This window comes from Nonomuraea sp. NPDC048901, assembly GCF_040649695.1.
Taxonomy (GTDB): domain Bacteria; phylum Actinomycetota; class Actinomycetes; order Streptosporangiales; family Streptosporangiaceae; genus Nonomuraea.
The window spans coordinates 275,717-288,163 of record NZ_JBEZFW010000016.1 but is presented as its reverse complement, the minus strand read 5'-3'; the positions used below and the strand labels follow the sequence as shown (position 1 = coordinate 288,163).

The window sequence follows — 12,447 nt, the reverse complement described above, 5'->3', positions numbered from 1 at the left end:
TTAATGACTGGTCTCACGCTGTTGAACGCGGTCAATGGTGTGCGGGATCTTCTCCATGCTCGGCCGCTGGTTCGCGCCTGCTTCGCCGACCTGGGCGACCAGCGGTTCTGGCGCACCGACCTGCACCCCTGGCAGCTACGGCCCGCTGGAAGTGATCGCCCGCAACGGACACTTGCGCACAGATCGCGTTGATCACCTTGTCGTCCCGCTCGATGCGGGCGATCGCCTCGTCGGTCAGTTCCGCCGAGGTCACTTCACCGGCACGCATGGCGGCCGCGAGTTCTTCGGCCGATTGAAAAGTCGATTCCATGAATGTGCACCCTAATGGCCTGCCACAGGCGCTCGAAAAGCCGAAAAAACCGCTTCCGAGATGTCGCGTCCCAGGTCAGAGGGGCTAGCGATGGGGAGGCCATAAAATGGCGCTCCGCACAATGAGATAGATGTCTCCATGCTCATCGGCGCATGGCCATAGCGAGCGGGATTTGTCCAGTAGCGGAATAACCCTTTTAAAATCTTCCCATCGCTTCTACCGGATGCGGCCGGATCGCGAGCCGACGCCGCTGCACACGGGTGAGGTGATCGCGCGGTGGCCGAGCGACATCGACCAGATCGTCAAGCTCTGCTGCCTATGGTCGCGGACGCATCCTGGCCACCCGCGCCGCGAGACGGACAGGCACGCCACTCGCATCACCCCACGACGTACGGCACCAGGTGCTGGTTGTGCACCAGCCAGATGGCCCGCTCCAAGTCAGGAGTGAGATAGCGGTCATCGCCCAGGGGCGTGATGTACTCCCTGAGCTCCGCAAACAGGGTCCGCGTGCCGGCGCCGAGCGGCAGGCCGGACATCTGCTGCGCGATGAGGTCGATTCCCTGAGCGGACATCAGGTACTGGACCGCCAGGACGATTTCCAGCCGGTCGAGGTTCTCGTGCAGGTGCCGGACCGAGGCCATCGCCATCGTGTTGTGGTCCTCCTGCCCATCCTTGACCGGCCGGGACAGGGTGCCCGCGGGTGTGGCCCTGGCCTGCATCTCCGGGATCAGCGCGGCGGCCACCGTCTGCACCTGCACCATTCCGGAGTTCAGGCCGACCGTCCCGCCGGCGAGATTGGCCGGCAGGCCGTAGCTCCACCTGGGGGACAGCAACCGCCCCGACAGTTCCTGCGACAGCACCCCGATGTCGGTGATCTCCGCGTTCACGGCGTCGGCGAGATGCCCCATGACGGAGCCGTCCCAGTTGCCGCCCATCACGAACTCGTACCCCGGCCCTTGATCGCGCTTGAAGATCAGCGGGTTGGAGGTTGAAGCGTTGGCCTCCCGTATCAGGGCCCGGCGCGTGTCGGCGAGAACCTGCCGCAGCCCGGCCATGATGTGCGGCGCCGCCCGCACCGACACCGCGTCCTGGACCCGCGGGTGGTAGTCCGCCGGATCGAGGCGCCGTCGGCCCTCTTCCGTCATCCAGCCCGAGCCCGCCACCATCGCGCGCAGACGCGCCGCGATCGCGTTCTGCTCGGGGATGCGGCGTTCTTTGTGGGTACGCGCGTCCAGCGATCCCTGCTCGGCCCTGGTCGCCTCCATGAACAGGGCGAAGGCGCCCTCTGCCTGGTCGGCGAGTACGGTGGCCCGGTGTACGGCGTCCATCAGCGTGGCGGCCAGGACCGTGCTGCCGCTGATGATCGGCAGCGCTTCCCCGGCCTGCAAGGTGAAGTCGCCGGGCAGCCCGGCCTTCGGCAGCAGCTCGGAGGCGGGTCCCTCCTCACCCCGGTAGCGCACCGGCGCGTCCTCGCCTATCGCCGCCAGTCCCGCCGCCGCCTGCGGCTGCAGGTCTCCGGTGCCCAGCGAGCCGATTTGCGGCATTCGCGGCACCACCCCGGCGTTGACCATGGCCAGCAGCCGCTGGGGCACCTCGGGGCGCACGCCGACCGTTCCTCTGGCCAGCTGGTTCGCCTTGAGGATCATGGCCAGCTTCACCACGTTGTCGGGCAGCGGCTCCCCGACGCCCGCGGCGTGGGAGCGCAGCACGTTGCGCTGGAACTGCTCCGCCTGCTCGGCCGTCAGCGGACGGTCCTTCAGCGGTCCGAGCGCCTGGTTCCACCCGTACACCCGCTGGTCGTCCAGGGCGGCCAGCGCTCCGGTTCGCGTCTCGTTCATGTGGGCCCACGCGTCCGCCGCGAGCCGCACGACGACGGGACGGCCTTCGAGGATCGCGAAGGAGTCGTGCAGAGAGAGCGAATCGCCGTCCAGCACCAGGTCCATCACCGGCGGCGCCGCCCCTGCTGGGGGCGGTTCGGGATCGGCGACCGCCTGCCCCGGCACGCACAGGGCGGCGAGCAGGCCCACACCGGCGGCCATTCGTCCTACGTGGGTCATCACGTTGTCCCCCGGGGCGTCACGACGAAGATCAATGCCGCTCCGTTATAGCCACCGGACGCAGGAGAGCCAGAGAGGGCTCAACAGGGCTGACTCAGCCTCGACCAGTCCTATGACCGGCACTTACTTCTTCGACAAGCCAAGCCCTGGGTCAATCGACCAGCCCGACCTCGATGAGCACCTCGCGCTCGCGCACGGTGAGGGGCGTCCAGCCGACGGGTTGCGTGGCTCAGCCGTGGGCTTGTTGGGCTTGTTGGGCGTGTTTGGGGAGCAGGCTGACCAGGAGCAGGGTGAGGAAGTAGAGGGCGGCCGCGATGGCGAAGACGAGTTCGGCGGCGGCGGTGTAGGAGTTGGTGGTGGGGTGGCCGGCGCGGGCGAAGAAGACCGTGCCGAGTGCGGCGACGCCGAGGGCTCCGGCGAACTGCTGGACCGCGTTGAGCATGCCCGCGCCAGTGCCGGCCTCTTCGGGGGTGGCGTCGCCGAGGATGTAGTCGACCAGCGGGACGAAGATCAGGCCGGAGCCGAAGCCGGTGATCAGCAGTGCCGGGGCCAGGTTCCATGAGGTGATCGCGGTGCCGAAGTGCGCGACGGTCCACCACAGGGCGAGCAGTCCGGCAACGGCGAGGGCGAGTCCGATCTGCAGGGTTGCCCGGCCGAGTTTCTCGGCGAGGAAGGCGCCGGCCAGGCCGACGGCGATGGCCGTGCCGAGGGCCCAGGGGATCAGGGTGAGCCCGGCGTGGATGGGAGTCCAGCGCATGCCAAGCTGGAGCAGCAGGTTGATGACCAGGGTGAAGCCGCCCAGTGAGGCGAAGAACCCGCCGGTGATCACCAGGCCGACGACGAAGCTGCGCTTGCGGAACAGCGAGGGCGTGATGAGCGGGTGCCGGCTGCGGCGTTCGGAGACGACGAACAGCGCCAGGGCGACGGCGGCGGCGATCATCATGGCGTACGTCCATGCGGGCCAGCCGAGCTCGCGGCCTTGGACGAGCGGAATGATGAGCAGGGCCGAGGCGGCGGTGAGCAGGGCGACACCGGTGAGGTCGAGGCGGACGGTGGCGTCCTCGCCACCACGACGGGGCAGGACACGCCAGCCGAGCACAGCGGCGATGACGCCGATCGGGACGTTGATCAGGAAGATGGACCGCCACTGACTGCCGAACAGGTCCATATGCAGCAGCCAGCCCGCCAAAATCGGCCCGGCCACGGTGGCCAGGCCCATCATCGGGCCGAACGGGATCAGGGCCTTGCGTAGGTGCTCGGGCGGGAAGACGACCTTCACCAGGGCCAGGCCCTGCGGGATCATGACGGATCCGAACAGGCCCTGCAGGATGCGGGCGACGATCAGGAACGCCACACTCGGGGCCAGACCGCAGGCCAGCGAGGCCAGGGTGAAGCCGGTCATGCCGATCAGGAACAACCGACGGCGGCCGAGCAGGTCGCCCAGCCGCCCGGAGGTGACCAGGCCGAGGGCGAAGGCCGCGGTGTAGCCGGTGAGCACCCATTGCAGGGTGACCGGGCCGCCGCCGAGGTCGGCGCGGATGGAGGGCCCGGCCAGATTGGCGACGCTGGAGTCGATCAGGTCCATGACGTCGGCGATGAAGACGACGGCCAGGACGGCCCACGCGTGCCGCAGGCTCAGCGTCGTCACGGGTGGGGTACGTTCATCTATGCTCATGGAACACTGTTCTACTATAGAACACTGCTCCATTCAAATGGAAAGGTGTTCTATTCGCTGGTAAGGTGAGCCCATGAGGTCCACTCCCGAGCAGCGGCGCGCGGCCCGGCATCAGCAGCCCACCGATCAGGACACCGCCGCCCGCACTGCCGCGCCCGCCCGTCGCAAGCAGCCGATCACCGTCGACCTGATCGTCGACACGGCGCTGGGCATCGTGGCGGCCGAGGGGTACGAAGCGCTGACCATGCGGCGTGTGGCCACCGCTCTCAAGACCGGGCCCGCGTCGCTGTACTTCCACGTGGTCAACAAGACCGACCTGGACGACCTGCTCATCGGCCGCCTCAGCGCCGCACTGGTCCTCCCCGAGCCCGACCCGGCCACCTGGCGGGAACAGATCATCGGTGTGTGCACGCAGATGCGCGACCAATACCAGAAATATCCCGGCATCTCCCGCGCCGCGCTGGCCGTCGTACCGACGAACCTGGAAACCCTGCGCGTCGGCGAGGGGATGTTTTCGATCATCCTCGCCGGCGGCGTGCAGCCGCAGACCGCAGCCTGGGCCAGCGACGCCCTGACCCTGTACGTCAACGCCTACAGTCTGGAAGCCTCCCTGCGCACCACACGGCAGAGCGACACCGGAGCCAACGGGGAAGGCGCCGACGACGAGTGGGTTCTATCCCGCGACGAACTGCTGAACCGCTTCGCCGCCCTCCCCGAGGACCGATTCCCCAACACCAGGCGGCACGCGGCCGAACTGACCGCCGGCACCGGTCACGAGCGGTTCGAGTTCACCCTCAACCTGATGCTCGACGGCCTCACCGGACGCTGACCTCGGCGTCGTTCATACCGCTACGTGTTCACTCCAGTCCCGGCCGGCTCAAGCGAGTGCCGAGCTTCCATCACTGCCGCGTACGACGGCGCTCGGCAAGGTGGCTCCACGCTGCTACGACAGCGATGGAGACGAGCAGCAACACGACGCTTCCGACGATGTCGAGCACATAGTGGTTCCCCGTGACGAGCACGACTGCCGTCATACCCAGCGGAAAGATCCACGGCAGCAACGCCCATCGCGGATGGGAGGCCCGCAGCGCGCACCACACGGCGTACGCGCACCACAACGACCACCCCACGTGCATGCTGGGCATCGCTGTCAGATTCTGGCCGTTCGCGATCTCTCGTGAGGCATGGCCGCCCAGGATGTCGTACTCGGCGATGATGTCGACGACACCCGGTAAGGCGAACCGTGGGGGCGACATGGGCAGCGCCCAGTAAACGGGCAGCACCAGAACGACCATCGCGACGAGGGTCCGCCGAACCTTGACGTAGACCTCGGCATGCCGGACGAAGACCCACACCAGCACACCGATGATCGCGAGGTAGTACAGGCGGTAGTAGTACACCGCCGGCTGGATGAGGGCCGGATGCTCGGTCAGCCACTGGTTCGCCCTCAGCGCGATGTCCAGATGAACGGCCCGCTCTATGGACTGCACGGCCAGAGCGTTGGTGGTGGCGGCTGCGACGTCCTTCCCGACGGCGGTATGAAGCCATGCGAAGAGCAGGATCACGAGCAGCAGCGCGGCCACTTCGACGAGTGGTGCGGGGCGCCCACCCATCTTCCCGACAAGTGCCGCCGATCGGGCACGAGCGACCAGGCTCGATAATCGGCCTACTGCCACCTCACGTGGGCTCACGCGGGTCACCCTAACCCACCGTTCCTGCAAAGCAGGCGCGCCGGATGAGGGCGATCACAGTGTCGGCGGTGCAATCGAGGAAGCTGCGGCTTGACCTCCACCGCCCGCCCCATCGACATGCACAAGCGGGCGCTGGAGGTGGCGACCGGTGCTTCCCGACCGCTGACGACGACTGCGAAGGTCCGCGTATCTACGTGGCCTCAGTCGCCCTGGCGGCCGGGAAGCGGCCATCATGACAGTTTCTCGAAGAAGAACTCGTGCTTGAGAAACGACGTGTCGTATTCGTGCCCTGGGTACGGCGGGATCAGCTGCGACGCCTGGAACAGCCGCCAGCCGTCGCGCAGCGCGTCCACCCCCGTCTCGTACGGCGGTTCGTCCCCGTCGCCCGCCGTCGGATCGGTACGCCCGGTGCCGTCGTAGCGGGACCATCCCACCACCTGCGCGTCGAGGGCGGAGGTGGCCAAGTAGAGAACGAGCACCTGCTGCTTCATGCGACCCTCCCGGGGCGGTTGTTCACACGCGTGATCCAGTAGTCGATGTCGAACGAGGGATCCGCGGTCATGGCGCGCCACAGGAGTGCCCGATTGTGGTACTCCAGCCGGCCGGTTGCCTGCTCGTACCAGGGGAAACGCCTGCCCAGCTCGTCGAGGACGGCGGGGTCGGCGAGGTCGGAGGTGTCCCACAGGAGCACCTGCGGGACGGTGGGGTTGAACCGGATCTTGAACATGTACCGCCGGACCGCGCTGTCGTTGCGCCTGCCGCCGTGCCAGATGCCGTGGTGCAGCAGCATCACCGTCCCGGCGGGGCAGGTCAGCCGGGTCTGGCCGAGCAGGTTCTGGTAGCGGCCGGTGTCGCTCTCGTTGACGCGGCGCAGGTGGCTGCCGGGCACCACGAGGGTGCCGCCCATGTCCGCGGTGACCTCGCGGGGGTAGTACATGAGCTGCACGTCGAAGGCGTCCACGCGGGTGTCGATGATGGCGTCGGCGTGCAGCGGCTGGGCCTGTCCGTTGTACGGCTCGCGGATGTGCACGGCATGGTGATCGACGGTCGGGCCGGGCCCGACAAGGGAGTGCAAGGCCCCGGCGACCTGGGGCAGCTCGATGAGGCGGCGCGCGAACGTCCCCTCGGGGAATGCCTTGTCGATCGGGGTCCCGTACGGCAGGCGCGGGATTCCCGCCTCCAGTACGTCGATCGCCTGGTCGTTGAGCTCGTCCGGGACGACTCCGTCGAGCCGCAGGTAACCGGCGGCCACGAAGCCGGCCACCTGCGCGGAGGTGAGCAAAGTGGTTCTCATGCCTCAAAGCTAGAATCGGACACTCGCCGTGTCGTTGGTTGTAATCCTCATCTACTGGTTGATTTTCCCCCATTGGGGTAGACATGCGCTGTGCGTCACCTGACGATCGCGCTCTCCGAGCCGCCCGTGGTGGCCGGGGCGGGAGTGGGCGTGCACGGCGTCGTCGGTCTCCACGACGTGTTTCGGCTGCCCGACCTGTGGCAACTCCACCTGTACGGCTACGCGGCCGAACTCGTCCTGGACAACACCACGTACGCCATCAAGCCGGGACACGTGAGCCTGATCCCGCCTGGCGCCGAGGTGCACTACCACTATCGGGGCAGATCAGAGCACCTGTACGCACACTTCCGCCTGCCCGGCGAGGACGAGCGCCGCACCGTGACGGTCATGCGGGACGCCGGCGACCAGGCCCCGGTCATCGGCGCCGCGCTGCGCCAGGCCATCGCGGCCGTCCCCGGCACCCCGGCCAGGGCATCGGCCGAGGTGTGGTCGGTGCTCTGGCGGGTGGCAAGCCTGCCCGTGGTCGGCAGCCGGCCCGCCGTGGTGGCCGCGGCGATCGAGTACATCGAGGCGAACCTGGCCGCACCGCTGACCGTACCGGACGTCGCCAGGGCCGCCGGGGTTTCGCACAACCACCTCACCCGGCTGTTTCGCGCCCAGAGCGGTGACACGGTGGTCGCCTACATCCGCCGCCGCCGGCTGTCGCGGGCGCTGCACTTGCTGCGCGAGTCGACGCTGGCGATCCCGGCGATCGCCGCGGCAGTGGGGATCGCGGACCTGCAGGCGTTCAACAAGGCGTGCCGCCGTGAGCTGGGTGCCTCTCCCCGCGTCCTGCGCGCGCGGCGATGATCCACTGAGATATCGATATAGATCACCGTCCGGACGGCGAGTGCCGATAATGGCGTGTGCCGTTCACCCTGAGCCATGTCGCCGCGATCCTGCCAGTGCGGCGGTGGTTACCGCCGTCGGCGCTGGCGGTCGGGGCGGTGATACCTGATCTGCCGTACTACCTGCCGCTGCCGTTCTCGTCGGCGAGCACGCACGCATGGTGGGGGGTGCTGCTGCTGGGGGTGCCGTCGGGCGCGGTGCTGCTGGTGCTGTTTCACCAGGTGCTCCGGGCGCCGCTGGTCGCGTTGGCCCCGGCCGGGCTGCGCGCCCGGCTGCCCGTCGCGCCGCGACCGGCGCCCGTGACGGTGGTGGCGGCGCTTGTCGCCGGGATGGCCACGCACCTGGTCTGGGACGGGTTCACGCAGGTCGGCGGGTTCGCGGTGGCGCACTGGCAGGTGCTGCGGCTACCGGTCGTCGGCCCGCATCGTGTGTTCAACGTGCTCATGTACGCCAGTTCGGCAGGTGGTCTGGTAGCCCTGGCCGGATGGTTCGCGCTCTGGTATCGGCGGACCCCGGTCCGGCCGGAACGGCTGCCCGGGGTGGCGGGCCGGGTGCGCGGCGCGGTGCTGGCCATGGTCACGGTGGCCGCGATCGCCGGTGCCGCCGCCGGAGCGGTGACCGACCGCGCCGCGGTGAGCGGCTACGACCTGGTTCGGAGCATCCTCCTGGGAGGCGCCGACGGGGCCGCTGTGATACTTGCGTGCTACGTACTCGTCTGGCATGGGCGGAACGTGGTGAGCAGCGCATGCTGCAGGAACTCATCGAGGCCGAAGCCACCACCGTGATCGGCGCCCCATGAGGCAGACAACGGGCACGCGCCCAAATGCCACATCAACCGACGACCTTCCAGCCGTCCGCCGTCGACCCGCCCGAACCGCGGGCCGGAAAGGTCGTCCACAACGATGTTCATGCGGTCTCCCGCATCAGCGTCTGCTCACGCGTAACGCGGTTGGGCCGGGTCGGCAGCCCAAGTGTCGGGTTGGCGACGCTCCATGCGGCGCTCTTGCAGACCAGTTCCTTGTACGCGGCGGCCAGTCGGCCGGTCAGGACCGCCTGCTTGGCACGGTCGTCGGCCGTGACGTACTGGATCAGGCCCTCCTTGCGGCCCAGTGAGACGCACAGGTTGAAGTAGCCGATCGTCTTGTTCGGGACCTTCCGGCCGCTCAGGCGCGCCGCGATGGCGTCGGCGGCCAGCCAGGCGGTGGGGATGCCGGAGGCGCACGACATCCGTAGCGGCTTGTCTCCGGCGCCCATCGCCATGGCCGCGTCGCCGACGGCATACACATCGGGGTGTGAGACCGAGCGCATGGTCCGGTCGACCACGATCTGGCCGGTGCCGGAGACCTCCAGGGAAGTCGCCTTCGCGATCGGGTGGACCGCGAAACCGGCGGTCCATACGGTGACCGCGGCGGGGATGACCTTGCCGTCGGCGGTGGTGACGTGGTCGGCTTCGACGCCGCTGATGGCGGCGTGCTCGTACGCGGTGATGCCGAGCTTGCCGAAGACCTTCCTTACGTGCTCGCGCCCCTTGGGTGAGAGCCAGTCGCCGAGGCCGCCGCTGACGGCCAGGGCGATGTTGAGGTCCGGGCGGGCCTCGGCGATCTCGGTGGCGGCCTCCACGCCGGTGAGGCCGCCGCCGACCACCACCACGGCCTGCCCGGCGTCGAGGCCCGCCAGGCGCTCGCGTAGCCGGAGCGCTCCGGTACGGCTGGCGATCTGGTAGGCGTGCTCGGCGGTCCCGAGTACGCCTTGGCTGTTCCAGTCGCTGCCGAGGGCGTACACGAGGGTGTCGTACTCCAGTTCTTCGGCACCGTTCGCACCGGTGATGGCGACGGTCTTGCGGTCGACGTCGACGCCGGTGACTTTCGCGAGCCTCAGTTCGACGCCGGTGCCGGCGAAGATCTCGCTGAGCGGCCGGGGCCTGAGGTCCTGGCCGGTCGCAAGCTGGTGATTGCGGACGCGTTCGACGAAGTCGGGCTCGGCGGTGACGAGGGTGATGGCGACGTCCTCGCGGCGCAACCGCTTGGCGAGGCGGCCGGCGGCGCTGGCTCCGGCGTATCCGGCTCCGAGAACGATGACGCGATGCTGCATTTCAGGCTCCTGTCCGGTTCGGATGTGCCACTTGAACCGGATGGCCCGCTGTTTCCTGACAGGAACGCGTTGTGAGACACGTCACATCACGAGCAGGGGCTCCCCGTGGCCGGCCGCCGCCCATTGCTCGGTCGCGCGTTCGAGCTTGTCGGGGTTCGCCTGGGTACGGCAGGCGGTGATGCCCTCGGCGGTGACCTCCAGGCACATGATGGCGACGACCCGGCCTTCCACGACGGCCACAACGGCGGGTTCGCCATTGGCGGTCCAGGCGTATATCTCGGGCGAGCCGCCGACGACGGCGCGCTTGGCCTCGGCGGGCTTGAACAGGCCCCACACGAACTTCGCGACCGCGACGGCTCCCTCGAACGCCTTGGTACGTGCCGGAACCTTCCCTCCGCCGTCGCCGATGGAGATGGCGTCCTTGGTGAGCAGGCGTACGAGCTCATCGGTCTGACCACTGGTGGCGGCCGCGAGGAACTCCTCGACGATCCGCCGGGCGGCGGCCTCGTCGATCTCGGTGCGGGCTTTGCCGTACGCGACATGCTTCTTGGCGCGGTGAAAGATCTGCTGGCTGGCCGCCTCGGTGATGTCGAGGATCTCGGCGATCTCCCGGTGCGGGTAGTCGAAGGCCTCCCGCAGCACGTACACGGCCCGTTCGTTGGGGGACAGGCGCTCCATGAGGGTGAGGACCGCGTACGAGACCGATTCGCGCTGCTCGGCGGTGTCGGCCGGGCCGAGCATCCGGTCCCCGGCGAGCAGCGGCTCGGGAAGCCATTGGCCCACGTAGGTCTCGCGGCGCGCCCGCGCGGAGGTGAGCTGGTTGAGACACAGGTTGGTGAGCACCTTCGTCAGCCAAGCCTCGGGGACCTCGACGCGGTCGACGTCGGCGGCCTGCCAGCGCAGGAAGGTCTCCTGCACGGCGTCCTCTGCCTCGTCAGCGGAGCCGAGGAGACGGTAGGCGATAGCCTCCAGACGGGGCCTCGACAGCTCGAACCTGTCCACGTCAATCACCGTTAGAGGCATGGCCCGAATCCTAACTCTTCATGCGTGACCAACTCATATGGTTCTCGCATGCCTAAAAGCCTCCGCCTCGCGCCTATCACCCCCGCCAACTTTGAGACGGCCATTGCCGTGAAAGTCCGCCCCGAACAAGAACACTTCGTCTCACCTGTGGTGAAGTCGCTGGCCGAGGCGTACGTCCACCCGAACGTGGCCTGGCCACGCCTCATCCTCGACGGCGACCGTCCGGTCGGCTTCCTCATGGCCTTCTTCGATATCGACTGGGACGGCAAGGGAGTCGACTTCCGGTCCGGCTTGTGGCGCCTCAACGTCACACCCGACGCACAAGGGCAGGGAGTCGGCCGCTTCGCCGTCGAATCAGTGGCGGGCGAAGTCAGGCGTCGTGGTGGCACGCAGATGTATGTGACGTGGGAACCGGGAGCGGGCAGCCCCGAAGGCTTCTACCAGAAGCTCGGGTTTCAGCTCACAGGTGAGAAGAGCGGGGGCCAGACGGTCGGCGTGCTGGACCTGACGAAGCCCTCGTAATGGCAGGGGTGGCTGCCGCGAAAACGCTCACAGTCTCAGCGACAGGCGTCGCAATCGTCGCACAGGGTTTTGATCCAGGGGCGTTTCCTGGCCTGGCCGGGATTACCGCAGTACTCACAGATCCTGGCCGACTCCTGTTCAGCGGCGTGTACGAGGAGTGTCGCCGCGTCGTCCTCCCGCTTGTAGCGTTCCGCCTCATGTGGTTCGGGCCACTTGTCGCCCCCCTGGTGCAGGTGGCGCAACAGGCCGGTGAGGAGGTAGACGCGTAAGGTGCCGTACTTCTCCTTGACCTGTTGGACGCTGTAGCCGGGGCTTACGGCCAGCAGTTCCTCGTGCAGGCGTTGCAGCAGCGGATGCCAGCCCTGGCCGATGCCGTCAAGGTGGGCGGGGATCTGTTCCGACATGGCTTCATGATCCGATGCAGTGAGGTCGGCTGTCGACAGCGTCAACTCGCTGATCCCTTCGCTCGGTAGGGTGCCCGTAGAAACGCTCTCCCTATTGCAGCTGGAAGAATACGAGCCCCCGGGCAATCGCCGGAGCTGACGGTCTCGGATTTAGACGGAGGCACCGAGAATGGCCGCTGGTGAGCCTTGGACGGGTAACGATCCAGATCACAATGATCAGTGCCATGCGCGATGGGGTGCCTCGTTGAATCGCTCCACCGCCCAGGCCGATTACCTGGACGAGTGGTACTACTCCCAGTGCGGAGGATGCCGTTTCTGGATCGCGTTGAGCGGTCAGCTCGGTTTGGACTATGGGGCCTGCACCAACCCCGCCTCGTCGTTTGACGGGCGGGTGCGTTTCGAGCATGACGGCTGCGTGCGGTTCGTCGACCGCGAGGACGGCTCGTTCGGGTAGCAGCCCCGGTCAGGCGGCATGAAGCTCCGACCGAGGAG

Annotated in this window: 14 protein-coding genes; 5 read left to right on the top strand and 9 right to left on the bottom strand. The window is 68.0% G+C overall.

The annotated features are described in order from the left end of the window. Positions 1-31: 31 nt before the first annotated feature. The 3 genes from AB0C30_RS42920 to AB0C30_RS42910 form a co-directional block, all read right to left on the bottom strand. Positions 32-310 (bottom strand): hypothetical protein, encoded by a 279-nt coding sequence (locus AB0C30_RS42920; RefSeq protein WP_357954949.1) that lies wholly within the window; start codon positions 308-310, stop codon positions 32-34. A 377-nt stretch (positions 311-687) separates the two neighbouring features. Continuing rightward, entirely contained in the window at positions 688-2,367 is a 1,680-nt protein-coding gene (locus AB0C30_RS42915) for an aromatic amino acid ammonia-lyase (protein ID WP_357954947.1), read from the bottom strand. Positions 2,368-2,596: 229 nt separating this feature from the next. Then, positions 2,597-4,042 carry a DHA2 family efflux MFS transporter permease subunit gene (locus AB0C30_RS42910; protein WP_357954945.1) on the bottom strand — a complete coding sequence of 482 codons (1,446 nt, stop codon included), beginning with the start codon at positions 4,040-4,042 and terminating at the stop codon, positions 2,597-2,599. 73 nt (positions 4,043-4,115) lie between these two features. Between AB0C30_RS42910 and AB0C30_RS42905 the strand changes: the two genes are divergently transcribed. Then, on the top strand, positions 4,116-4,871 hold the full coding sequence (locus AB0C30_RS42905; RefSeq protein WP_357954943.1) for a TetR/AcrR family transcriptional regulator: 756 nt from the start codon (positions 4,116-4,118) through the stop codon (positions 4,869-4,871). Positions 4,872-4,941: 70 nt separating this feature from the next. On the opposite strand, the gene AB0C30_RS42900 is transcribed toward AB0C30_RS42905, so the two are convergent. The 3 genes from AB0C30_RS42900 to AB0C30_RS42890 form a co-directional block, all read right to left on the bottom strand. After that, positions 4,942-5,733 carry a phosphatase PAP2 family protein gene (locus tag AB0C30_RS42900; protein ID WP_357954941.1) on the bottom strand — a complete coding sequence of 264 codons (792 nt, stop codon included), beginning with the start codon at positions 5,731-5,733 and terminating at the stop codon, positions 4,942-4,944. Between the two features lie 230 nt (positions 5,734-5,963). Further along, positions 5,964-6,224 (bottom strand): hypothetical protein, encoded by a 261-nt coding sequence (locus AB0C30_RS42895; protein ID WP_225302771.1) that lies wholly within the window; start codon positions 6,222-6,224, stop codon positions 5,964-5,966. After that, on the bottom strand, positions 6,221-7,027 hold the full coding sequence (locus tag AB0C30_RS42890) for a phytanoyl-CoA dioxygenase family protein (protein ID WP_357954939.1): 807 nt from the start codon (positions 7,025-7,027) through the stop codon (positions 6,221-6,223). The genes AB0C30_RS42895 and AB0C30_RS42890 overlap by 4 nt, the downstream gene beginning before the upstream one ends. A gap of 90 nt (positions 7,028-7,117) precedes the next feature. Here AB0C30_RS42890 and AB0C30_RS42885 point away from each other — a divergent pair, with 90 nt between their 5' ends. Both AB0C30_RS42885 and AB0C30_RS42880 read left to right on the top strand, forming a co-directional pair. Next, complete coding sequence (locus tag AB0C30_RS42885) at positions 7,118-7,876, top strand: helix-turn-helix transcriptional regulator (RefSeq protein WP_357954937.1); 759 nt, start codon at positions 7,118-7,120, stop codon at positions 7,874-7,876. A 56-nt stretch (positions 7,877-7,932) separates the two neighbouring features. Then, positions 7,933-8,700, top strand: coding sequence for a DUF4184 family protein (locus AB0C30_RS42880; RefSeq protein ID WP_357954935.1), 768 nt, complete (start codon positions 7,933-7,935; stop codon positions 8,698-8,700). Between the two features lie 121 nt (positions 8,701-8,821). Here the strand turns inward: AB0C30_RS42880 and AB0C30_RS42875 are convergent, their stop codons facing one another. Both AB0C30_RS42875 and AB0C30_RS42870 read right to left on the bottom strand, forming a co-directional pair. Beyond that, positions 8,822-10,006, bottom strand: a complete 1,185-nt coding sequence (locus tag AB0C30_RS42875; RefSeq protein WP_357954933.1) for an FAD-dependent oxidoreductase — start codon at positions 10,004-10,006, stop codon at positions 8,822-8,824. An 81-nt stretch (positions 10,007-10,087) separates the two neighbouring features. Further along, complete coding sequence (locus tag AB0C30_RS42870; protein WP_357954931.1) at positions 10,088-11,029, bottom strand: RNA polymerase sigma-70 factor; 942 nt, start codon at positions 11,027-11,029, stop codon at positions 10,088-10,090. Positions 11,030-11,077: 48 nt separating this feature from the next. On the opposite strand from AB0C30_RS42870, the gene AB0C30_RS42865 reads away from it, so the two are divergent. Continuing rightward, positions 11,078-11,551 (top strand): GNAT family N-acetyltransferase, encoded by a 474-nt coding sequence (locus AB0C30_RS42865; protein ID WP_357954929.1) that lies wholly within the window; start codon positions 11,078-11,080, stop codon positions 11,549-11,551. 35 nt (positions 11,552-11,586) lie between these two features. On the opposite strand, the gene AB0C30_RS42860 is transcribed toward AB0C30_RS42865, so the two are convergent. Further along, entirely contained in the window at positions 11,587-11,955 is a 369-nt protein-coding gene (locus AB0C30_RS42860; RefSeq protein WP_357954927.1) for a hypothetical protein, read from the bottom strand. 169 nt (positions 11,956-12,124) lie between these two features. Between AB0C30_RS42860 and AB0C30_RS42855 the strand changes: the two genes are divergently transcribed. After that, the gene (locus AB0C30_RS42855; protein ID WP_357954925.1) at positions 12,125-12,409 is read left to right on the top strand and encodes a DUF3027 domain-containing protein; all 285 of its coding nucleotides are present in this window, start codon (positions 12,125-12,127) and stop codon (positions 12,407-12,409) included. Positions 12,410-12,447 lie beyond the last annotated feature (38 nt).

Coding starts and splice junctions, on each gene's coding strand:
- AB0C30_RS42865 (WP_357954929.1), top strand. CDS start 11,078: ATGCCTAAAAGCCTCCGCCTCGCGCCTATCACCCCCGCCAACTTTGAG.
- AB0C30_RS42920 (WP_357954949.1), bottom strand. CDS start 310: ATGGAATCGACTTTTCAATCGGCCGAAGAACTCGCGGCCGCCATGCGT.
- AB0C30_RS42895 (WP_225302771.1), bottom strand. CDS start 6,224: ATGAAGCAGCAGGTGCTCGTTCTCTACTTGGCCACCTCCGCCCTCGAC.
- AB0C30_RS42915 (WP_357954947.1), bottom strand. CDS start 2,367: ATGACCCACGTAGGACGAATGGCCGCCGGTGTGGGCCTGCTCGCCGCC.
- AB0C30_RS42905 (WP_357954943.1), top strand. CDS start 4,116: ATGAGGTCCACTCCCGAGCAGCGGCGCGCGGCCCGGCATCAGCAGCCC.
- AB0C30_RS42875 (WP_357954933.1), bottom strand. CDS start 10,006: ATGCAGCATCGCGTCATCGTTCTCGGAGCCGGATACGCCGGAGCCAGC.
- AB0C30_RS42890 (WP_357954939.1), bottom strand. CDS start 7,027: ATGAGAACCACTTTGCTCACCTCCGCGCAGGTGGCCGGCTTCGTGGCC.
- AB0C30_RS42855 (WP_357954925.1), top strand. CDS start 12,125: ATGGCCGCTGGTGAGCCTTGGACGGGTAACGATCCAGATCACAATGAT.
- AB0C30_RS42860 (WP_357954927.1), bottom strand. CDS start 11,955: ATGTCGGAACAGATCCCCGCCCACCTTGACGGCATCGGCCAGGGCTGG.
- AB0C30_RS42870 (WP_357954931.1), bottom strand. CDS start 11,029: ATGCCTCTAACGGTGATTGACGTGGACAGGTTCGAGCTGTCGAGGCCC.
- AB0C30_RS42910 (WP_357954945.1), bottom strand. CDS start 4,042: ATGAGCATAGATGAACGTACCCCACCCGTGACGACGCTGAGCCTGCGG.